The organism is Streptomyces purpurascens (assembly GCF_045040895.1).
Lineage (GTDB): Bacteria > Actinomycetota > Actinomycetes > Streptomycetales > Streptomycetaceae > Streptomyces > Streptomyces purpurascens.
On sequence record NZ_CP108341.1, the window covers coordinates 8373776 to 8394251 of the forward strand.

The 20476-nt window shown below is 70.7% G+C and carries 19 protein-coding genes; 10 read left to right on the plus strand and 9 right to left on the minus strand.

Annotated elements, in window-relative coordinates:
* The first annotated feature begins 145 nt into the window (after positions 1-145).
* The 5 genes from OHU35_RS38030 to OHU35_RS38050 all read left to right on the plus strand — a co-directional run bounded on the left by OHU35_RS38030 (position 146) and on the right by OHU35_RS38050 (position 4582).
* Positions 146-613 carry a GNAT family N-acetyltransferase gene (locus OHU35_RS38030; protein WP_189722643.1) on the plus strand — a complete coding sequence of 156 codons (468 nt, stop codon included), beginning with the start codon at positions 146-148 and terminating at the stop codon, positions 611-613.
* Positions 614-779: 166 nt separating this feature from the next.
* On the plus strand, positions 780-1679 hold the full coding sequence (locus OHU35_RS38035; RefSeq protein WP_189722184.1) for a dihydrodipicolinate synthase family protein: 900 nt from the start codon (positions 780-782) through the stop codon (positions 1677-1679).
* 46 nt (positions 1680-1725) lie between these two features.
* A complete protein-coding gene (locus OHU35_RS38040) occupies positions 1726-1806 on the plus strand; it encodes a putative leader peptide (RefSeq protein WP_359890358.1) in 81 nt (26 codons plus the stop codon).
* Between the two features lie 275 nt (positions 1807-2081).
* A complete protein-coding gene (locus tag OHU35_RS38045) occupies positions 2082-3497 on the plus strand; it encodes an MFS transporter (protein WP_405508557.1) in 1416 nt (471 codons plus the stop codon).
* A gap of 11 nt (positions 3498-3508) precedes the next feature.
* Entirely contained in the window at positions 3509-4582 is a 1074-nt protein-coding gene (locus OHU35_RS38050) for an LLM class flavin-dependent oxidoreductase (protein WP_405508559.1), read from the plus strand.
* Between the two features lie 164 nt (positions 4583-4746).
* Here OHU35_RS38050 and sigJ read toward each other — a convergent pair whose 3' ends face one another.
* The gene (gene sigJ / locus OHU35_RS38055) at positions 4747-5664 is read right to left on the minus strand and encodes an RNA polymerase sigma factor SigJ (protein ID WP_405508560.1); all 918 of its coding nucleotides are present in this window, start codon (positions 5662-5664) and stop codon (positions 4747-4749) included.
* A 102-nt stretch (positions 5665-5766) separates the two neighbouring features.
* Between sigJ and OHU35_RS38060 the strand changes: the two genes are divergently transcribed.
* A complete protein-coding gene (locus tag OHU35_RS38060; RefSeq protein WP_405508562.1) occupies positions 5767-6147 on the plus strand; it encodes a hypothetical protein in 381 nt (126 codons plus the stop codon).
* A gap of 31 nt (positions 6148-6178) precedes the next feature.
* Here the strand turns inward: OHU35_RS38060 and OHU35_RS38065 are convergent, their stop codons facing one another.
* The 3 genes from OHU35_RS38065 to OHU35_RS38075 form a co-directional block, all read right to left on the minus strand.
* On the minus strand, positions 6179-7795 hold the full coding sequence (locus tag OHU35_RS38065; RefSeq protein WP_189722175.1) for an MDR family MFS transporter: 1617 nt from the start codon (positions 7793-7795) through the stop codon (positions 6179-6181).
* Between the two features lie 88 nt (positions 7796-7883).
* The gene (locus OHU35_RS38070) at positions 7884-9092 is read right to left on the minus strand and encodes a glycosyltransferase (protein ID WP_359890151.1); all 1209 of its coding nucleotides are present in this window, start codon (positions 9090-9092) and stop codon (positions 7884-7886) included.
* A gap of 78 nt (positions 9093-9170) precedes the next feature.
* Complete coding sequence (locus OHU35_RS38075; protein WP_359890154.1) at positions 9171-10493, minus strand: UDP-glucose/GDP-mannose dehydrogenase family protein; 1323 nt, start codon at positions 10491-10493, stop codon at positions 9171-9173.
* 277 nt (positions 10494-10770) lie between these two features.
* Between OHU35_RS38075 and OHU35_RS38080 the strand changes: the two genes are divergently transcribed.
* A complete protein-coding gene (locus OHU35_RS38080; protein ID WP_405508565.1) occupies positions 10771-11436 on the plus strand; it encodes a TetR family transcriptional regulator in 666 nt (221 codons plus the stop codon).
* A 16-nt stretch (positions 11437-11452) separates the two neighbouring features.
* On the opposite strand, the gene OHU35_RS38085 is transcribed toward OHU35_RS38080, so the two are convergent.
* Positions 11453-12160 carry a B3/4 domain-containing protein gene (locus OHU35_RS38085; protein ID WP_405508566.1) on the minus strand — a complete coding sequence of 236 codons (708 nt, stop codon included), beginning with the start codon at positions 12158-12160 and terminating at the stop codon, positions 11453-11455.
* A gap of 148 nt (positions 12161-12308) precedes the next feature.
* Between OHU35_RS38085 and OHU35_RS38090 the strand changes: the two genes are divergently transcribed.
* A complete protein-coding gene (locus OHU35_RS38090; protein WP_359890160.1) occupies positions 12309-12881 on the plus strand; it encodes an XRE family transcriptional regulator in 573 nt (190 codons plus the stop codon).
* 9 nt (positions 12882-12890) lie between these two features.
* Here OHU35_RS38090 and OHU35_RS38095 read toward each other — a convergent pair whose 3' ends face one another.
* On the minus strand, positions 12891-13595 hold the full coding sequence (locus tag OHU35_RS38095; protein WP_405508568.1) for a FadR/GntR family transcriptional regulator: 705 nt from the start codon (positions 13593-13595) through the stop codon (positions 12891-12893).
* Between the two features lie 200 nt (positions 13596-13795).
* Between OHU35_RS38095 and OHU35_RS38100 the strand changes: the two genes are divergently transcribed.
* Positions 13796-16030, plus strand: a complete 2235-nt coding sequence (locus OHU35_RS38100; RefSeq protein WP_405508570.1) for an alpha-L-fucosidase — start codon at positions 13796-13798, stop codon at positions 16028-16030.
* Between the two features lie 12 nt (positions 16031-16042).
* Here the strand turns inward: OHU35_RS38100 and OHU35_RS38105 are convergent, their stop codons facing one another.
* From OHU35_RS38105 to OHU35_RS38115, 3 genes are all read right to left on the minus strand, one after another.
* Positions 16043-17446, minus strand: a complete 1404-nt coding sequence (locus OHU35_RS38105; protein ID WP_359890165.1) for an FAD-binding oxidoreductase — start codon at positions 17444-17446, stop codon at positions 16043-16045.
* Between the two features lie 8 nt (positions 17447-17454).
* Entirely contained in the window at positions 17455-18126 is a 672-nt protein-coding gene (locus OHU35_RS38110; RefSeq protein WP_189722161.1) for an HAD-IA family hydrolase, read from the minus strand.
* A gap of 161 nt (positions 18127-18287) precedes the next feature.
* Complete coding sequence (locus OHU35_RS38115) at positions 18288-18947, minus strand: SDR family NAD(P)-dependent oxidoreductase (RefSeq protein ID WP_189722160.1); 660 nt, start codon at positions 18945-18947, stop codon at positions 18288-18290.
* Positions 18948-19114: 167 nt separating this feature from the next.
* On the opposite strand from OHU35_RS38115, the gene OHU35_RS38120 reads away from it, so the two are divergent.
* Complete coding sequence (locus tag OHU35_RS38120) at positions 19115-20464, plus strand: MFS transporter (RefSeq protein ID WP_405508573.1); 1350 nt, start codon at positions 19115-19117, stop codon at positions 20462-20464.
* Positions 20465-20476: the final 12 nt, after the last annotated feature.

Genomic DNA, 20476 nt, shown 5'->3' on the forward strand with positions numbered 1-20476 from the left:
GCACACTGCTGCACGAGGCGAAAACAGTTGGACACGTCCTGGGCTCTCCATGACCATTCGCGCTGTGACAGACAATGCCGAACGCCCGACCTCAGTCCCCACGAGCGCGAAATCCGTACGATTCGTCGAGTTGTCGAGCGCGGCCATGATCGCGTTGCTGAAGGACGACCTGGCTCAAGCCAGTGCCGAAGCGGGTGTCGCTCTCACCGGGTACTTCGTCACCGACAGGGCGAAGTGGGTGTGGCGGTATCGGGTGAATCAGCTGACTTCGGACCCGGGATGCGCGGGGTGGCTCACGCAGGTTGTGGTGGCCGAGCCGGAGGGTGTCGTCGTGGGGTATGCCGGGTTCCATGGGCCGCCGGACGACGCGGGTATGGTGGAGCTCGGCTACTCGGTGGTCCCTGACTGCCGTCGTCAGGGCTACGCCCGGGCGATACTGACCGCGTTGGTGCGGCGGGCCGCCTCCGAAGCCCGGGTCAGGATCGTGCGGGCGACGATCAGTCCGGACAACACCGCTTCCCTGGCCACGATTTCCGGGTTCGGCTTCGTGGAGGTCGGAGAGCAATGGGACGAGGAAGACGGCCTCGAACTCATCTTTGAGGTTCCTGCCTGATCAAGCTTCCGTGGGAAGCGACGCCGCTGAAGCCGCGGGGGAGGGCCCTACTCGTCGGCGACGCGGAGGCCGGCCGTCTGTGGCCTCGGCGCACGCGGCGCACGCGGCGCACGCGGCGCAAAGCCAGTCGCGGTCCAAGAAACAACCGATACCGAGGAGTCCTTCCATGTTCCGCGGCCTCAGCGCCTTCCCTCTCACGCCCACGACGGAAGAGGGCATCGACGAGCGGGCGTTCAGCGCCCTCGTCTCCCGCCTCGCCGCGGCGGGCGTCGACTCCATCGGCGCCCTCGGCTCCACCGGCGGCTACGCCTACCTCACCCGCGAGCAGCGCGCCCGCGTGGCGAGGCTCGCGGTCGAAGCCGCCGGCGGTGTCCCGGTCATGGCCGGCATCGGGGCACTGCGCACCTCGCAGGTACTCGCCGTCGCCGAGGACGCGCAGAAGGCGGGCGTGTCCGCGGTCCTGCTCGCCCCGATGACGTATCAGTCCCTCACCGACGACGAGGTGTTCGGCCTGTACGAGAGCGTCGCCCGTGAGCTGTCGGTGCCGCTGTGCGTGTACGACAACCCCCGCACCACCCACGTCCACTTCACCGACGAACTCCACGGCCGTATCGCCGAGTTGCCGAACGTGGCCGCGGTCAAGATTCCGCCGGTGCCCGACGACCCGGCGGCCGCGCGACAGCGCGTCGCGGCGTTGCGGGCGCTGCTCCCGGACACGGTCAGCATCGGTGTGAGCGGCGACTGGACGGCGGCCACCGGACTGAACGCCGGATGCGACGCGTGGTACTCGGTCATCGGCGGCCTGTTCCCCGCCACCGCCCTCGCCCTCACCCGGGCCGCCCAGGCCGGCGCCACGGCCGGCGCCACGGCTCGCTCCGAGCGGCTGGAGCCCCTTTGGGAGTTCATCCGCCAGTACGGCGGCCTGCGCGTGATGTCGGCGGCCGCCTCGCAGCTGGGCCTCGCGACCGAGCCGAACCTCCCGCTGCCCCTGCGGGGCCTGCCCTCCGACGCCCGACGCCGACTGGTCACCGTCCTGGAGAACCTCGGCCTGGGAACGAGTGCGTGAACTGCCCACTTGAGCTCGACGGGGTAACTCACGCACAATGCCTGGCATGACCGCTGCCGCCGACATCCTCGTGGGACGACTGCACGTCGATCTGTGCCGCCAGTCCAGCGCGACCTGTCGCGGCTGACGACCAAGAGCCCATGAGTTCCCCGGCGGCGTAGGGCCACCGGGTCGTCAGCCTTCGCCCGTCCGCGTCCCCCACAGCAGCATGCGCACCGGTCAAGGCTGCGGCCATCCCCTTTCACGCGCCCTTGCGTGCCCCGACGCGTCCCTGGACGTACGTCTTTCGCGTCGGCATGCCCGCACGCCGTCTCCGCACCCCACTCGGAGCCACATGTCCGCGCATGCCCTGTCCCTGTTCCCGCCCACAACCGGTGACCGCCGCCCGGGCGGTGGTGCGCGATGAGCGCCGCGCCCGTCCCGTCGCGGACAACGGAAGCCCAGAAGCCGGAACAGGATGCCCCCGCCCCCTCCCGGCTGAGGACCGTGGTGCTCGCCAGCCTGCTGGGCACCACCGTCGAGTGGTACGACTTCTTCCTCTACAGCACCGCCGCCGGACTCGTCTTCGACAAGCTGTTCTTCCCCACGTCCAACGGCACGGTCGGCACGATGCTGTCCTTCGCGACGTTCGCCGTGGGTTTCGTCGCCCGCCCCGTGGGCGGTCTGCTCTTCGGGCACATCGGAGACCGGATCGGCCGTAAGCACACCCTGGCCTTCACCATGGGGCTGATGGGCGTCTCCACCGCCCTGATCGGTCTGCTGCCCACCTATCAGCAGGTCGGCGTCCTCGCCCCCGCGCTGCTTCTGGTCCTGCGGGTCGCGCAGGGCGTGGCGCTGGGCGGGGAGTGGGCCGGGGCGGTGCTGCTGGCCGTGGAGTACGGGCCCGACGGCCGCAAGGGCCGGTTCGGCAGCCGCCCGCAGATCGGGCTGGCCCTCGGACTGGCCCTGGGCACCGGCGTGTTCGCGCTGCTGAGCGACGCGCTCAGCGACGAGGCGTTCCTCGCCTACGGGTGGCGGATCGCCTTCCTCGTCAGCCTGGTGCTCGTGGTGGTCGGGCTGGCCGTGCGGCTGAAGATCGACGAGACGCCGGCGTTCCGTGCCGTACGCCGACTTCAGGAACTGCCGCGTTCCGCGCCGCTGGTGGAGCTGATGCGTGCGTTGCAGGCACGCCGGCACGTCCTGCTCGGGATGCTTGCCCGGTGGGGCGAGGGGGCCGCCTTCAACACCTGGGCCGTCTTCGCCATCACCTACGCGACCGGAACGCTGAAGCTGGACCGTACGCCGGTGCTGCTCGCGGTCACCGCAGCGGCGCTGGTGATGGCCGTGCTGATACCGGTGTCCGGGGCGGCGGTCGACCACCGCGGGGCCCGCCGGGTCTACGTCACCGGCATGGCGGCGTTCTCCGTCTCGGTCTTCCCGGCGTTCTGGCTCTTCGGCACCGGCGGGACCTGGGCCTTCGCGGCGGCGCTGGTCGTGACGCTCGGGGTCGTGCACGCCTGGTTCTACGGCGCGCAGGGCACGCTGTTCGCCGCGCTCTTCGCCACCCCGGTCCGGTACACGGGCATGTCCTTCGTCTACCAGATGTCCGGCATCTTCGCGTCCGGCATCACCCCGCTGATCATGACCGCCCTGCTGGCACTCGGTTCGGGCAGCCCCTGGTGGGCCTGTGGCTATCTGGCACTGACCGGCCTGGTCAGTGTGTGGGCGACGGGCCGGCTGCGGGACGGGGATCTGCATGTCCCGACCGGAGCGGCGTCCCTGGCGAAGGCCGAGGTGCTGCCGGCCCGGGCCCAGCGTCCCGGCGCCGGCCGACCGTGATCGGAGACAGGATGAGCCCCGAATTCCTCTGGTACATCCCCAACACCGTCGAGCCGGGCCACCGCGGCGACGACACGACGACCGGCTGGGGCTCCATCGAGTTCTCCACCGACCTCGCCCGCACGGCGGAGGAACACGGCTGGGGCGGTGCGCTCCTCGGAACCGGGTGGGGGCGGCCGGACACCTTCACCGTCGCCACCGCGCTGGCCGCCCGGACCACCACCTTCAAACCCCTGATAGCCGTCCGCCCCGGCTACTGGCAGCCCGCGCACTTCGCCACCGCCGCGGCGACCCTCGACCAGCTCAGCCGTGGCCGGGTCCTCATCAACATCGTCAGCGGACTCGACAACCTGGCCGCGTACGGCGACACCCGCAGCGACCCCGCCCAACGGTACGCGCGCACCCAGGAGTTCCTGCGTCTCGTACGACGGCTGTGGACCGAGGAGGACGTGACGTACACCGGCGAGCACTTCCAGGTCGAGCGGTCCACGGTGACGCCACGGCCGTACGCCACCGACGCGAGGGCGCACCCGACGCTCTACTTCGGCGGTGCCTCCGAGGCCGCCGAACGGGTGTCGGCGGCGGAGGCGGATGTGCAGCTCTTCTGGGGCGAGCCCCTCGACGGGATCGCCGAACGCATCGACCGGCTCAGGGCGTTGAGCGAGCAGGTGGGCCGCCGGCACAAGCCCCTCGAGTTCGGGCTGCGGATCACCACGTTGGTGCGCGACACCACGGAGGAGGCGTGGCAGGCGGCCGAGGAGAGGACCGCGACGATGGCGGCGGCCGGGGCGCGCGAGCTGACGTGGACGGGCAACCGCAGGACCGCCGTCGGACAGCGACGGCTCCTCGACCTCACCGCGCGGGGCGAGGTGCTCGACACCTGCCTCTACACGACGCCCGGCAGATTCGGCGGTGGCGGAGCGGGAACCACCTGGCTGGTCGGCTCCGCCACCGACGTCGCCACGGCCCTGCACAAGTACCGCAAGCTCGGCATCACCCACTTCGTGCTCTCCGACACGCCCTACAGGCAGGAGACCATCCGCGTCGGCGACCAGCTCCTGCCCAGGCTGCGTGGCGGCGGATGAGAGCAAGATCTCGCTGGAGCAACCGCGCATGGTCCCGAGCCTGCGGACCGGGGCCCTCCGGGTGCGTACCGTCCGGGCCGGGCCAGCGCGGCATCGGCAGGCCGGGCGACGCGGACCCGAACGCCGATGCGGGCGGCATCGGCCACAGGGGGAGCGTGGGACGGCTAGTCCTCCCGTGCCCACGGCCGCAGCTTCTCCGGGTTGCGGATCGCCCAGATCCGGGTGACGCGTCCGTCGGAGACGTCGAACGCCGCGACGGTCATGACGACGCCGGCGCGCTGGGCGACCAGGCCGGGCACACCGTTGACCGACCGCTCCAGGAGTTCGAGCCCGGGGGCCTTGTCGGCGATGGCGACCATGTACTGGGCGATGCGTGCGCCGCCCTCGACCGGGCGCAGGACGGTGCCGACCATGCCGCCGCCGTCGGCGGTCATCACCGCGGCCGGGTCGAGGAGTCCGACGAGGGCCGCGATGTCCTTGGTCTCCCATGCCTCTTTGACAAGCCTCACCACGTCGGCCCGGCCGGTCGCCGGCACCGGAGCGCGCGCGGCGCTCACCCGCCGGCGGGCGGAAGCCGCCAGTTGCTTGCAGGCGGCAGGGGTACGGCCGAGAACGCCGGCGATCTCGGCGAACGGGTAGCGGAAGACGTCGTGCAGGACGAACGCCACCCGCTCGGCGGGCGTCATCGACTCCAGGACGACGAGGAAAGCCATGGTCACCGACTCGTCCAGGACGATCTGGTCGGCGGGGTCCGCGGGGCCGGTGGCGTCGGCGCCGCCTGCGTGGTCCCACTCGGTGCGGTCGGGCAGCGGCTCGGGCAGCCACGCGCCGACATAGCGTTCACGGCGCGCCCTGGCGGAGCCGAGCAGGTCCAGGCAGATACGGCTGGTCACGGTCGTCAGCCAGGCGCCGGGGGACAGGATCTCCTCCTGCCGGCTTCGTGACAGCCCGTACCAGCGCGCGTAGGCGTCTTGTACGGCGTCCTCCGCCTCGGTCACCGAACCGAGTAACCGGTAAGCGACATTGATCAGTTGGCGTCGCTCGCCGGCTATCTCATCCGTCCTCGTCCCGCCGGTCCCCATGCTTCCGGCCGCCCCCTCGCCTTACCTTTCGCGGTCCCGCGTCGTCGGGCTGGTGAGACCTTATCGATCTACCGCCCGACGGCGGGAAAAGGGGACTGTGACATGGCCACTCAGGTGACGGCGACCGCGCCGGCGAACGCACAGCGCACTTCCTCGTTCCTGCGGATCGCGATCGCCATCCAGACCCTGACCATCTTCCTCCAGGCGGTCTCGGCCGGACTGCTGCTGACCTCGTCCTACGGGGCGGTGCTGCACGATGTCGGAGCCCGGGTGATGTACGGGGCGTCGATGCTGTACCTGCTCGCGGCGGTGCTGGCGTGGAAGCCGGGCGGCGGTTCGCCCCGGCCTGTCTGGCACGCCACGGGTTTTCTCGTCCTCGCCTCGGCCCAGGTCGTGCTCGGCATCGCGCACGTCCCGTCGGTCCATCTCCCCCTGGGCGTCCTGATGTTCGGTCTGAGCGTGCTGGCGCTGGCCCGGCGCTGAGGTCCGACAGTGGGCAGCCCCGAGCCGGCGGCTACTCGTCGGACAGCGTGAGGTCCGGGACCCGCCAGGCCGCGATCACGAAGGCGGCCAGGGACACCGCTGCGCCCATGAGGAAGACGATGCGCATCGAGGCGACGTAGCCCTCCAGGAACGGCAGGGTCACGCTCGGGTCGAGGGCGCGCAGGAACGCGGAGTCCTCAAGGTCGACGCCGCCGTCGGGGCGGAGCACTCCCGTCAGGGCGTGCGCGTTGTCGGGCTGGGCCAGCAGCCGGCGGTAGCCCGGGTCCTGGCGGGCCTCGGCCAGGCGGTCGGCGATGCTGCCGGCCGCCGTGGTGAACAGGATCGACAGGAACGCGGCGGTGCCGACCGTGCCGCCGTTGGAGCGGAAGAAGTTGACCGATGCCGTCGCCGCGCCCATGTCCGTACGGGGCACCTCGCACTGCGCGAGCGTGGTGAGCGTCTGCATCGACGCGCCGAGCCCGGCGCCCATCAGGGCCATGCCGAGCGCCGGGTGCCACAGCGGGCTGTCCGCCCGTAGCGTGGCGAAGACGAGCATCGCCGCGGTGAACGAGCCGACACCGGCGACGAGATGGACCTTGAACCTGCCGGTCCGGGCGATCATCCGGCCCGTCAGCAGCGTCACCGCGAGGTTCGCGGCGACCGTGGGCAGGGTGGCCAGGCCCGCCGCGATGGGGCTCATGCCGCGTACGAGCTGCAAGTAGAGCGGCAGCGTCGTCATCGCGCCGAACATGCCGATGCCGACGACGAAGTGCAGCCCCACGCCCAGCCGGAAGGTCCGGATGCGGAACAGGCGCGGCGGCAGCAGCGCGGCGTCGCCCGACCGCCGCTCGACGACCAGGAACACGGCCAGACCTGCCACACCGATCGCGTACATCGACAGGGACAGGGGCGAGCCCCACCCCCAGGAACGGCCCTGTTCCGCGACGGTCAGCAGCGGCACGATGCCCACGGCCAGGGCGAGCGCCCCGGCGTAGTCGAGCCGGTGCCGCACCCGCCGGTGCGGGAAGCGCAGCACGCGCATGATCGTCACCGCGGCCGCGGCGGCGAGCGGCACGTTGATCAGGAAGATCCAGCGCCAGCCGGCGATGCCGAGCAGGTCGGCCCGGTCCGCGAACGCACCGCCCACCAGCGGTCCGACGATGCTGGCGCCGCCGAACACGGCCATGAAGTAACCCTGGTAGCGGCCCCTCTCCCGCGGGGAGGTGATGTCGGCGATGATCGTCATCGCCAGCGACATCAGCCCGCCGCCACCGAGTCCCTGAACGGCGCGGAACGCCGCGAGTTCATAGATCGAGGTGGCGCATCCGCACAGCAGTGAGCCGACCGTGAACAGGGCGATCGCGGCGAGGTAGACGGGCCTGCGGCCGTGGATGTCGGAGAGCTTGCCGTAGAGCGGTGTCGCGAGCGTGGCGGTGATGAGGTACGCGGTCGTCACCCACGCCTGGGCCGTCAGCCCGTGCAGGTCGTCGGCGATGGTCCGCAGCGCGGACGAGACCACCGTCTGGTCCAGCGCCCCCAGGAACATGCCGAGGACCAGTCCGGACATGACGGTGGTGATCTGCCGGTGACTGAGCCGCGGGGGTATGTCCCCGGCCGCGCCCTGTTCTTGGGTGTCGGAGAAGGTCACGTGTCGTCCTTGGGAGGGGGCGGGTACAACGCGCGGGCACGGGCCGCCCCGGGGCTCCGGAGCGGCCCGTACCCGGGGGAGCGGGCGGCTAGCCGGCGATCTTCGCCAGGTCGGCGACCGCCTGATCGACCTCCGGCAGCGTCAGCATCGCCAGCTGGGCCGACCGGGCTCGTGCCCGGGGCGCGGGATCGGCGAGGAGTCCCCGGCACACGTCGGCGATGCCGGCCGCGCCGCGGTCCGTGATGTGACGGCCGAGCCCCAGCTCCTGCACCCGGTCCGCGTTGGCGGGCTGGTCGCCGAAGTGCGGCAGCACCGCCAGCGGCGTACCGGTGCGCATGGCCTCGCGGATGCTGTTGAAGCCGCCGTGGGTGACGAACAGGTCGACCGACTCCAGCAGCAGCGGCTGCGGCACCCGCTCGGCGACGTGGATGTGCCCGGGCAGCCCCTCCGTGTCCACCGGGATCCCGGACGTCGACACGACCACCGTGCAGTCGTCCAGTCCGGCCGCCGCCCCCAGGATCGCGTCCAGGCTCTCGGTGGGGTCCGGCAGTTTCACGGGCAGCGGCGTGTCCCGGTCCGCCATGCGCTCCCGCATCACCGGCAGGGCGGTGCCGATCGCCGCGTACACCAGCGGCCGGTCCGTCGGCAGCTGGGCCGCCCACTGGGGCAGCGCGCCGCCGCGCTCGACGTCCACCGTCTGCCGGTAGGCCCACGCCTGGTGCAGATGCCGGGCGAAGGAGAAGGCGGGCGGCACGTAGTCGACGCGGCCGTGCGGAACGAGGGACAGCGGGTCGTCCCGGACGGGCAGTCCCAGCTCCTCGCGCCGCTCGTTGAGCTGCGGCAGCACATCCGCGGGGTCCAGGATGTTGCTGAACCCCGAAGGCGTCGGCAACTGCGGTACGCCCAGCAGCTCGGCGGTCAGCACCGCACCCATGTCCATGCCGTCCCGCAGGATCACATCCGGCCGGAAGTCCTTGGCGAGGGGGAGCAGGATGTCCAGGTGCGGCTTGACTCCCGGCCCGGCCACGTGCCGCATCAGCAGCCCGGTCAGCGCGGCCGTCGGATCCGTGAGGTCGGCGGTCTCCTGGAGCTCGGCGAGGTACGGGCCCATCGCGGCGAGCGGATCGAACTCCGGTAAAGCGGCGTTCACTTGAACGTCGTCGTCACGGAAGACGGGGGCGAGGGCTTCGGTGGTGACCACCAGCACCTGATGCCCGGCCTCGGAGAGGGCGCGCAGCAGCGGCAGTTGAGCACGGCCGTGGGAGGGACTGCCGAGCGTGGTGCACAGAACCCGCATGGGGTGAGCCTTTCTCTCGGGATTTCTTCGGCGGCAGGGAAGAGGGGCAGGGGGCGCGGACCGCCCCCTGCCCAGGTGTCACGCCACCCGCGTCGGCGCCTCAGCGCGGCCGATGCCCTGCCAGCTCAGTCCGGCCCGCGCGAGCCGGTCCGCGTCCAGCAGGTTGCGGAAGTCGTGGACCTCGTGGCCGGCCATGCGTGCGGCGATCGCCGCCCAGTCGAGGTCACGCAGCTCCGGCCACTCGGTGAGGACGAGACAGGCCGCCGCCCCCTCCGCCGCCCGCACAGGGTCGTCGGCGAGCTCGACCAGATCGCTCAGGTCGGGCCGCTCCGCACGCAACGCCGGGTCGTACGCCGTGAGTTCGGCGCCCCGCTCGCGCAGCAGCCGGGCCACGGAGAGCGCGGGGGAGTCGCGCAGGTCGGAGGTGCCGGCCTTGAAGGTCAGGCCGTACAGGGCGAGCCGTACGCCGTGCAGCGAGCCGTCCTCGGCGCGTCCGCACGCGGCGGCGACCCGATCGACGAGCTGCCGCTGGTGGGCGACGTTGGTCTCGATGGTGGCGCGCAGCAGGGGGAAGTCGACCCCGGCCAGATCGCACACGGTCAGCAGGGCGTGGGTGTCCTTGGGCAGACAGGAACCGCCCCAGCCGGGCCCGGGCCGCAGGAACGCGGAGCCGATGCGGGGGTCCCGGCCTATGCCCTCGGTGACATCGTCGATGTCGGCGCCGAAGCGTTCGCAGACGGTGGCGAGGTTGTTGGCGAAGGACAGCTTCATCGCGAGGAAGAAGTTCGCCGCGTACTTGGTCAGTTCGGCGCTGGCGGCATCGGTGAGCACCAGCGGCGCGTCCAGTGCGGCGTACAGGTCGGCCACGCGCCGGCCGGCGTCCCGGTCGGCGGCGCCGATGACGATCCGGTCGGGGTGCAGGAAGTCCTGGACGGCACGGCCCTCGCGCAGGAACTCCGGGTTGCTCACCACGGCCACGTCGTCCCGGCCGAGCAGCGCGGCCACGCGCTCACACGTACCGACGGGCACCGTCGACTTGTTGACGACGACACAGCCGGGCGGCAGTACGTCGCGGATCTGCGCGGCCACGGCCTCCACGGCGGCGAGATCGGCCGCGCCGCCCGCCCCCATGGGCGTGGGCAGGCACAGGAACACCGCATCCGCCTCGGCGACGGCGGCCGCGGTGTCGCCCGTGAAGTCGAGCCGGGCCGCGTCCAGGGCCTCCCGGACGGCCTCGGGCAGACCGGGCTCCAGGATGTCCACCCGGGCCTCGCGCAGTCGCTCGACCTTGTGCGGGTCGGCGTCCGCGCACACCACGAAGTGCCCGAGAGAGGCCAGACAGGCGCCGGTTGTCAGTCCGACGTAGCCGGTTCCGATGACGGCGACGCGTCGAGCAGGCACAGAAGATCACCTTTTCCGGTCGGTGGGGGTGCCCGCGTGCGGCGGCTTCGGGACGTGCGCCGTCGTGTCCTGCGGGCAGACCTGAAGGGCCGACTCCGTCGTACGGCCCGGGCACAGCGAGGACTCAAGTCACCAATCGTTGACCTGAGTCAGGTATGTCATGGGGTCAGAACGCAAGTCAACGATTGATGACATAGGTCGGTGACTTTGAGACAGTCGCCGCAGACTGGAACATGGGCGGATGGCCGAGGGGCCGTGGACCACGGAGGTGCGGTACGTGACCGGAGCACACAAGAGCGAGGCGCCGAAGGCGGAGGCCTGTCGGCCCGCCCACAAACGCTCGGCGTCGGGGACGCGCACCGCGCTGCGGGCCGCCGCGGCCTTCCGCTTCGGCAAGTACGGCTACGAGGGCACCAGCGTGCGCGACATCGCGGGCGACGTCGGTGTGGACGCGGCCCTCGTCTACCGCTACTTCGGCTCGAAAGAAGCGCTGTTCAACGACGTGTCGGGTACGGGCAAGATATTCGAGCCGCTGCTGAACGAGCCGGTCGAGGCGATACCCGACTGGTTCTGCGCGCTGCTCATGGGCCCGCCGAGGGAGGGCGACTTCCCGCATCCGGTGCTGTCTGTGCTGCGCTCTTCCGGCCGGGACGAGGCGGTGGCGCGGCTGCGGGCGGACTTCACGGAGGTGTTCTCCCAGCGCCTGGCCGCCCGGCTCGGCGGCCCCGACGCGGACCTGCGGGCGGAACTCCTGGCGGCCTGGATGCTCGGCACCAGCCTGATGCGATCGGAGATTCGCCCACCCGCCCTGGCCTCGGCGCCGGACGCCACAGTGGAGCGCTATCTACGAGCGGGCATCGACGTCCTGCTGTGCCCGGCGCCGGAGGACACCGACGGGACGGCCCGGGCCGGGGGCGAAGGTCACTGCATCGGCGACAACTGACCCGAGACGGCCGGCCTCAGACGGTGGCCTCGGGCCGGGCGGGGCTGAGGCGGTACCCGGCCGTCCGCGTGGCGTGCGGGGCGAGCAGGTCCAGCAGTTGGTCGGCCGCGAGCTTGAGGAGGTCGCCGTCGCGCTCCGCGTGGAGGGTTTCCAGGACGAAGGCCACGCGGGTGGAGTCCTCGGTGACGCGGGTGCGGTGGGCGTCGCGGTGGTTCCAGTGCCGGGTCAGGACCCCGGTGGCGTCCGCGTAGATGATCTCGCCGGGCTTGGGGTGCTCGACGGTGTCGGGTTCGCCGAGCGGGGTGAAGGACTCGGTGCCGTCCGCGTGGTGGATGCCGATGTCGCCGGTGACGTGGTCCAGGTCGAAGGCGCCGGCGGGCAGGCCGTGGCGGACGGAGACGGCGTTGTAGGAGTCGACGGCCGGATTGATGCGCGGCAGTGTTCCCTTCTTGGCGAAGCGGCGGCCGAGTGCGTCGACGCTGGGGCGGATACGGCGGGGGTTGGTGCCGAAGGAGCGGTAGGCGGTGTGCCAGGCCTCGATGCGCGGGTCGGTCTCGTCGGCCGGGTGCCAGGTGCCGGCGGCGACCTGCTGCTCCAGCTCCTCCAGGGCTCCGCCGGTCTGGGGCCAGGGCTCGCGGCCGCGGAGGCCGGTGGCGGTGACCAGGGCGATGAGGGTGCCGGGGAAGGCGTCCGCGACGGCGGGGGAGAGGTGGAAGGAGGTCATGGGCGGGTTTCCGTTTCCAGCAGAGCGATCACAGCACGTCCCTTACCATTCAATGGAACGACCAGACCGTACAACGCAACGACCGGATAATGTCAACCAAACGACCGTGCGGTGCAGTGGAATGGTCGATGGCGAGGAGGGAGACCGGATGGCCGAGACAGCCGCGACCTTGCGGACGGTCGCGCACAACGTCCGGGCGGCGCGCACCCGGGCCGGCCTGTCCCTGGAGGAGCTCGGCCGCCGGGCCCAGGTGAGCAAGGGGGCCCTGGTCGCTCTGGAGAAAGCCCAGGGCAATCCCAATCTGGCCACCCTGGTCCGACTGGCCGACACGCTCGGCATCTCGGTGTCCGCCCTGATGCAGGGGCCGCCCGAAGGGCGTGTCCGGGTCGTGGCCGCCGACGCCGTGGCACCCCTGTGGACCGGCGAGCGGGGCAGCGAGGCCCGCCTCATGCTGACGACCTCGGGCCCGGCCCCGGTGGAGGTCTGGCGCTGGCGCCTGGAGCCGGACGAGGAATACCCCAGCCACCCCCACCAGGCGGGAGTCGTGGAGACCGTCAGCGTCACCTCAGGCCGCATGACCCTGATCGTCGACGGCATGGAACACACCCTGGAAGCCGGACAGACCGCCACCTTCGACGGCGACGCCTCGCACACCTACCGCGGTTCCGGCACCGAACCCTGCGACCTGATCATGACGGTCCACCTGCCGCCCGCGCCCTGAACCGTCACCTCAGCTCGGGAGAGCCGCGCCCGCGCCCAGGTGTTCCCGCAGCCACTGCTCCGTGTTGCTCACATGAAGCAGTGCCGCCGCCTGGCCGAGGGCGGAGTCACGGGCGGCCAGGGCCCTGAAGATCGCCTCGTGCTCGGCGAGGGTCCGGCCCGCGGCCCGGGCGTCGACCAGGCCGCGCCAGATGCGGGCGCGCAAGGTGCGGCCGGAGATGCCCTCCAGCAGGGTGAGGAGGCTCTCGTTGCCCGTGGCCGAGACGACGGCGCGATGGAAGGCGGCGTCATGGGCGTTGAGCTGTTCGACATCGTCACGGGCCTCGCGCATGGCATCCAAGTGCCGCTCCACCTCGGCCAGTTGGGTGTCCGAGATCCGGGTGGCGGCCAGCGCCGTGGCGACCGGTTCGAGGAGCCGCCGTACCTCCATGAGGTCCTGGAGCGCGGCCGAGTCGCCCTGCAGCAGTTCCACCGCACCGCCGAGCCCTCCGAGGAGCAGGCTCGGCTGCAGGCTGGTCACATAGGTGCCGTCGCCCCGCCGGACCTCCAGTACTCGCGCGACGGCCAGTGCCTTGACGGCTTCGCGCGCCAGATTGCGGGACAGGCCCAACTGGGCGGCCAGGTCCGCCTCCGGAGGGAGCTTCGAGCCGGGAGGCAGGGCGCCGGTCCTGATCAGCTCGCGAATCTGCTCGATGGCCTTGTCCGTGAGCGACATCGCGAACTCCTCACCAGCTGGATGGTGCCGGGAAACATACCATGTCTGGCCGACCGGAAAGAAATGGTAAGGGGGGAAATGTCAGGTGTGGTGCAGAGTTTGCGGGCGCCGTTCATTCCGTCACACCCGTTGACATCCCATGAATCAGGGTCGATCTTCGTGCGTAACGTCTCCTGCCCCCTCATACCAGGGATGTCTCCATGCCGAGGTCTTCGATCAACAGACGCCAGTTCCTCGCCAGCGCCACCTGCGTGGCCGCGGCGGCCGGCGCCGCAAGTGCGTTCGGTGCCGGCAGCGCGCAGGCGGCGCCCCGGACGTACACGCCCGACTGGGATTCGGTGGACCGCCATCCGCCGGCCCCGGAGTGGTTCCAGGACGCCAAGTTCGGCGTCTACTTCCACTGGGGCGCCTTCAGCGTTCCGGCCTACGACAGCGAGTGGTACCCGCGCAACATGTACGAGGGCGGCAGCAACGCCAACAAGCACCACATCGCGACCTATGGCCGGCCATCCCAGTGGCCGTTCCACAACTTCATCGACGGCGCGCGGGACCTGGCGGGCAACACCGTGAAGTTCGCGCCGAAGCTGAAGTCGGCGGGCGGGAACTTCGACCCCGACGAGTGGGCGCAGTTGTTCGTCGACGCGGGCGCCAGGTTCGCCGGCCCCGTGGCGGAGCACCATGACGGCTTCTCCATGTGGGACAGCCAGGTCAACGAGTGGAACTCGGTGGACAAGGGCCCGGGCCTCGACCTGCTGCGGATCTTCACCACGGCCATCCGCGCCAAGGGCCTCAAGCTGCTGGTGGCGATGCACCACGCGTACAACTTCACCGGCTACTACGAGTACGCGCCCGCGCAGACGGACCCCAGCCTGAAGAAGTTCTACGGGCAGTTGAGCGCGACGGAGGAGAACCAGCTCTGGTACGACAAGCTCAAGGAGGTCATCGACCGGGCCGAGCCCGACATCCTCTGGCAGGACTTCAACCTGGACGCCGTCGACGAGACGCAGCGGCTGAACTTCCTGGCGTACTACTACAACCAGGCCATCGGCTGGGGCCGCGAGGTCGTCGCCACGTACAAGGACGGCATGAACGGCAAGGGCGAGGTCTTCGACTACGAACGCGGCGGCCCGGCCGACCTCACCGCCCCGTACTGGCTCACCGACGACAGCATCTCCAGCAGCAGCTGGTGTTACACGCAGAACATCGGCTACTACAGCACCCAGGAGATGCTGCACTCGTTCATCGACCGGGTCAGCAAGAACGGCAACATGCTGCTGAACATCGCGCCGATGGCCGACGGCACCATTCCCCAGGTCCAGAAGAACATCCTGCTGGGCATCGGAGACCACCTGAAGCGCTTCGGGGAGTCGGTGTACTCGACCCGCGCGTGGACCGCGTACGGCGAGGGGCCGACGAAGATGGGTGGCGGCTCCTTCACCCGGCCCACGGCCGGCACCGCGCAGGACATCCGCTTCACACGGAACAAGGCGAACACCGTCCTGTACGCCACCGTGCTCGGCTGGCCCGGCAGCTCACTGACCATCAAGACGCTGAGTTCGGACCGGATCGACCTCTCGTCGCTGACCTCGGTGAAGCTGCTCGGCTCCACCGCCGGCACCTACACCCGCCTGCCGAAGCCGACACAGAACGCGTCGGGGCTGACGGTCACCCTGCCGTCCTCGGCGCCGTACAGTGCCGACGCCTACGTATTGAAGCTCGCCTTCTCCGGACGGATCCCCGGCCTGCGCCCGCTGACCGGTGCCGTCGGCTTCAGGGAGGTGAACTACTCCGGCGTCGCCGCCGTGCTCCCCCTCGGCGACTACACCGCGGACGAACTGACCGCGGCCGGACTGGGCACCCGCACCCTCTCCTCCCTGCGGTTGGCCCCCGGTTACCAGGTCATCGGCTGGTCCGGCGACAACTTCACCGGCACCTCCTGGACGTTCACCGCCGACAACGCCGACCTCCGGGGCACCGGCGGCAACGACCGGGTCACCTCGCTCAAGGTCCGGTTCAGGCCCTCGACGTACTTCCGCATCACCAACGTCACCGACGGACTCGCCCTCGACAGCGGCGGCGACGTCGCCTCCGGGGCCGACCTCAAGCAGTGGACCTGGGACGGCAGCACCAATCTGCAGTGGCAGGCGGAGGAGGTCGGAGGCGGCTACTACAAGCTGGTCAACCGCACCAACGGCATGGTCGCCGACGGCTGGGGCGCCACGGCCGATGGTTCCGCCGCCCGGCAGGCTGCCTGGAACGGCGGAAACAACCAGCAGTGGACGATCACCCACCGGGGCGACGGCCGCTACTCGATCGCCAACCGGACCACCGGACTGGTCCTCGACGGCGGCGGCAACGTGCCCTCGGGCTCCGTCACCAAGCAGTGGACGTACGACCACAGCACCAATCTGCTGTGGACCTTCATGGCCCTCTGACCGCCCGCGCCGTCAGGGGCGCCGGCTGATGACGTCGGCCAGCCTCGCCAGCCGGGACGCCCGTTGACGCCCGGCGAGTTCCTTGCGGTCCGCACGGCTGTAGGCCAGGTACATGGACCGCACGCCCAGCCACCGCAACGGTTCGACCTCCCACTTCCGTGAGGTGTGACCCACCCAGGGAAGCCGGGTGAGTTCGGTGTCGTGGCCGAGGACCAGATCGCGCAGGGTGCGGCCGGCCAGGTTGGTGGTGGTGAGGCCCTGGCCGACGTATCCGCCGGCATGCCCGAGCCCGGTGGCCGGGTCGAACACCGCGCTGGAGCACCAGTCCCGGGGGACGCCGAGGACACCGCACCAGGCGTGTTCCACCCGGTGGCCGCGCGTGGCGGGGAACCTGCGGTGCAGGATCGAGGTGAGGGACCGGATGGTCGCCTCCTGCGTGGCGCCGTCGCGGTCGGTGGCCGAGCCGAAGCGGTAGGGGATGCCCCGTCCGCCGATCGCGATCCGGCCGTCGGCCGTGCGCTGGCCGTACATGTGGGAGTAGCACTTGTCGCCGAGGGTCTCGCCCCCGTTCCAGCCGATCTCGTCCCACACGGACCGCGGCAGGGGCTCGGTGACGATCATCGAGCTGTTCATCGGAAGCCAGGTGCGCCGTTCCCCGGCCAGGGACGCCGTGTAGCCCTCGGTCGCCCGCAGGATGACGGGGGCCCGGACGACACCCCGGTCGGTGTGCGCCGTGCCGCTCTCGATCCGGGTGACGGCGGTCGACTCCCGGATCGTGACGCCGAGGGACTCGACGACGTCGGCCAGACCGCGGACATAGCGGGCCGGCTGCATCCGGGCGCAGTGCGGGGTGTAGGAGGCCTTGAGGGCTTCCGGGATACGGAGGCGCTCACGCAGTTCGCCGTCGTCCAGCAGGCGGGACTCGGTGACGCCCCACCTGTGGTCCTCGGTGACGCCGGAGGTCAGCCGGTGCACCTGCGACGGGGAGGAGGCGATGCGGATGGTGCCGCCCTTGACGACATCGGCCTCGATCCCCTCGGCCGCGCCGACCGCGACGATCTCGTCCACGGCCTCGTGCATCAGGCGCTGTTGCGCCTTGGTCGCGTCGACGCCGTACAGCTCCGCGAACCTGTCCCGGGAGCCGGCGAGCAGCCCGGAGGCCCAGCCGCCGTTGCGCCCCGAGGCGCCGTAGCCCGCGAACTCCCGCTCCAGGACGACGATCCGCAGGGAGGGGTCGGCCTTCTTGAGGTAGTAGGCGGTCCACAGTCCGGTGAACCCGGCGCCGACGATGCACACGTCAGCGGTGGTGTCGCCGGGCAGCGCGGGTCGCAGCGGGGGGCGGCCGCCGATGGCCTCGAACCAGAAGGAGACGTTTCCGTTGACGGGATCCGCCCGTGGCGTGGTGGCAGCGTCCATGGCCCTGCTCACATCCCCAGCAGCGCGGGGAGTTCGGACAGGTCGCGGATCTCGTCGTAGGGCTGGTAGGCGTCGCTGCCCTTGAGGTCGTAGCGGTTCACCCAGACCCGCCGGGCGATGCCGAGGTCCTTGGTGGGCATGATGTCGTAGTCCCAGCCCTGCGCGGCATGGGTGATCTGGTCCCTGCTCTGCGGCAGCACCTCGAAGAGCTTCTCGAAGGCCTGGCGGCGGGGCTTGTAGGCGCCTGCCTGCTGCGCGGTGACCACATGGTCGAAGGGGACGCCGATGGTCTCCAGGTGATACGGGATCAGATCGTCGTCGCTGTTGGTGAGGATGGCGATGTCGTAGCGCTCCTTGAGCGTGCGGAGCGCGTCGGGGACGTCGGGGAAGACCGGGAACCTCTCGGCGGCGGCGATCAGCCGGTCGTAGTCCTCGTCGCGGTACTCGATGCCGTGCAGCAGCATGCAGTTCTCGAGGCTGTCCCGCACGATCTCGCGGTAGCGGCGGTAGGGCTGGACGACGCCCTGGAAGCGCATGACGCGCAGGTTGTCGAGGAAGACCTCGTGGTCGACGCCGACCTCGTCGAGGCGGTCCCGGACGATGGGCAGGGTGGCGCGGTTGAGGTCGAAGTCGATCAGGGTGCGATAGCAGTCGAAGGAGACGACGGGCCTCGGAGCCATGGGCGTTCCTCAGTGGTCGTGCCGCCTGCGAGCGGCGGGATGTTTTCTTCACTCTGAGCCGCGGGGTTGTGGGGAGACAGGCACAGACTGTCAGCGCATTGCGGTTCTGCTTGACACGGCGTCGTGTCGAGGCCGGTGGACTCGCTGAGCAGTGCGTCCGCTCACCAGGCGAGCGGTTCCCGGTCCCGGAAGAAGCCGCCCGTGGGGCCGCCGTCGGGCAGGGTCGCGAGCCAGACCGGGGTGTCGGCCCCCTCGGCCGGGCCGCGGGTCGCGGTCGGGCTCATGTCGGTGCGCACCCAGCCGGGCGAGGCGGCGTTGACCAGGACCCCGGTGCCGGCGAGCTCCGCGGCGAGCAGCCGGGTCAGCGCGTTCAGCGCGGCCTTGGAGACGCGGTAGCCGGGTTCGGTCGGGCGGTCCATGAGGGCGAGGGAGCCGAGCGTGCTGCCGATGTTCACGATGCGGCCGTAACCGGCGGCGACCATGCCCGGGACGACCGCCTGAGCGCACCGCCAGGCGCCAAGGACGTTGGTGTCCCACACCCGGGCCGCGACATCGAGATCGGCGGTGGCGGGCGCCTGCTTGCCGTCGGTGATGCCGGCGTTGTTGACGAGGATGTCGACGCGTCCGTCCTCGTCCAGGATCCGCCGCACCGCCGCGGTGACGCTGTCCTCGTCCCGTACGTCCAGCCGCACGTCGCGTGCCGCGCCTCCGCCCTCTCGTACGCCGCGCCACACGCGGATACCCTGTCCGGCCAGGCCTTTGGCGATGGCGGCACCCAGTCCTCGGTTCGCGCCCGTGACCAGCGCGGTTCTCTGTTCCATGGCGACCAGCTGTACCGCAGTCGACAGGCCGCGCGGTACCGGCGGGCGAGGAACGGAACGCCGTGTCAACCGGGCCCGGGACCACCTGACAATCTGTACCTGTCGGTCCCAGGTGAGCTGTCCCACAGTGTCTGCACCCGGCCCTTGCCGACGAAAGGCGCACCACCATGACAACCACCCTGGACGACGTTCCCGTCAATCGGTTCCATCGCCGCCTGGTCGCGGTGGCGATGGGCGGCCCGTTCTGCGACGGCTATCTGCTCGGCATCATCGCCATCGCACTGAGCCAGATCACTCCCCAGCTGCACCTGGGCTCCGTGTGGTCCGGACTGCTCGCCAGTTCCGCCCTGATCGGTGTGTTCGTCGGAGCGATGGTCTTCGGAGCGATCACCGACCGGGTCGGACGTCGGCTGATGTACGTGCTCAACCTCGTGGTGTTCGTCGCCGCGTCGATCCCGCAGTTCTTCGTGAACGAGGCCTGGCAGCTCTTCGTACTGCGCCTGATCATCGGGATCGCCGTCGGCGCGGACTATCCGATCGCCTCGGCCCTCACCGCCGAACTGGTCCCCAGGAAACTTCGGGGCAGCGCGTTGTCCGGACTGGTGCTGTCGTGGTGGATCGGCTACGGCGTGAGCTACTGGATCGGGCTGGCCCTGATGGGGGTCGGCGACGACGCGTGGCGGTGGATGCTGGTCTCGGGGGTCGTTCCGGCGGCGATCTTCCTGGCCATGCGGGCGGGACTCCCGGAATCACCGCGGTGGCTGGCCAGCCGGGGCCGGGTGGACGAGGCGACCGCGATCGTACGGCGCTACATCGGACCCGACGTCCGGGTCGACGAACTCGTCGAGGAGAGCAGGGTGCCGCGGCGCAAGGGGTCGGGCCTGGGCAACATCGGTGAGGTGTTCCGCCGCGGCTACACGAAGCAGGTGGTGTTCTGCTCGACGTTCTTCCTGTGCCAGGTGGCCACGGGCTACGCGATCCGGACCTTCCAGCCGCAGATCCTCACGTCGATGGGTGTCGGCAACGCCACGACCAGCGCGGCGGTCATGATGCTGATCCCGATCCTGGGCGTGGCGACCGGTCTGTTCCTGGTCAACCGGGTCGGCAGGAGGCCGCTGCTGATCGGCAGCTTCGTCGCGATCTTCGTCGCGCTGTTCTGTCTGGCGGTGCTGCCGCTGCACCTCGCCCTGCCCATCATCGTGCTGTTCCTGGTGTTCCACTTCGCCGAGGCCGCCGGCAGCGCCCTGCAGTTCCTCTATCCCAGCGAGCTCTTCCCCACCGATCTGCGGGCGACCGGGGTCGGCTTCGCCTCCGCCATGAGCCGCATCGGGTCAGCCGGCGGCACCTTCTGTCTGCCGCTGCTCATCGCCGGTGTGGGCAACTCCGGAACGCTGCTGATCGGAGCGGGCATCACGCTCGTCGGCCTGGTGGTCTCCCTGGCCCTGGCGCCGGAGACGAAGGACCGCCCCCTCACCTCCACGACTCAGACCGAAGCCGTGCCGGTCCGGCAGCCGTGACCCATTGCGTGG

Bases quoted from the DNA above. Each gene is read 5' to 3' on its own strand.
- OHU35_RS38035 (WP_189722184.1), top strand. From the start codon at position 780: ATGTTCCGCGGCCTCAGCGCCTTCCCTCTCACGCCCACGACGGAAGAG.
- OHU35_RS38100 (WP_405508570.1), top strand. From the start codon at position 13,796: ATGCCGAGGTCTTCGATCAACAGACGCCAGTTCCTCGCCAGCGCCACC.
- OHU35_RS38105 (WP_359890165.1), bottom strand. From the start codon at position 17,446: ATGGACGCTGCCACCACGCCACGGGCGGATCCCGTCAACGGAAACGTC.
- sigJ (WP_405508560.1), bottom strand. From the start codon at position 5,664: ATGGGGACCGGCGGGACGAGGACGGATGAGATAGCCGGCGAGCGACGC.
- OHU35_RS38045 (WP_405508557.1), top strand. From the start codon at position 2,082: ATGAGCGCCGCGCCCGTCCCGTCGCGGACAACGGAAGCCCAGAAGCCG.
- OHU35_RS38110 (WP_189722161.1), bottom strand. From the start codon at position 18,126: ATGGCTCCGAGGCCCGTCGTCTCCTTCGACTGCTATCGCACCCTGATC.
- OHU35_RS38050 (WP_405508559.1), top strand. From the start codon at position 3,509: ATGAGCCCCGAATTCCTCTGGTACATCCCCAACACCGTCGAGCCGGGC.
- OHU35_RS38040 (WP_359890358.1), top strand. From the start codon at position 1,726: ATGACCGCTGCCGCCGACATCCTCGTGGGACGACTGCACGTCGATCTG.
- OHU35_RS38095 (WP_405508568.1), bottom strand. From the start codon at position 13,595: ATGTCGCTCACGGACAAGGCCATCGAGCAGATTCGCGAGCTGATCAGG.
- OHU35_RS38070 (WP_359890151.1), bottom strand. From the start codon at position 9,092: ATGCGGGTTCTGTGCACCACGCTCGGCAGTCCCTCCCACGGCCGTGCT.
- OHU35_RS38120 (WP_405508573.1), top strand. From the start codon at position 19,115: ATGACAACCACCCTGGACGACGTTCCCGTCAATCGGTTCCATCGCCGC.
- OHU35_RS38090 (WP_359890160.1), top strand. From the start codon at position 12,309: ATGGCCGAGACAGCCGCGACCTTGCGGACGGTCGCGCACAACGTCCGG.
- OHU35_RS38115 (WP_189722160.1), bottom strand. From the start codon at position 18,947: ATGGAACAGAGAACCGCGCTGGTCACGGGCGCGAACCGAGGACTGGGT.
- OHU35_RS38060 (WP_405508562.1), top strand. From the start codon at position 5,767: ATGGCCACTCAGGTGACGGCGACCGCGCCGGCGAACGCACAGCGCACT.
- OHU35_RS38085 (WP_405508566.1), bottom strand. From the start codon at position 12,160: ATGACCTCCTTCCACCTCTCCCCCGCCGTCGCGGACGCCTTCCCCGGC.
- OHU35_RS38030 (WP_189722643.1), top strand. From the start codon at position 146: ATGATCGCGTTGCTGAAGGACGACCTGGCTCAAGCCAGTGCCGAAGCG.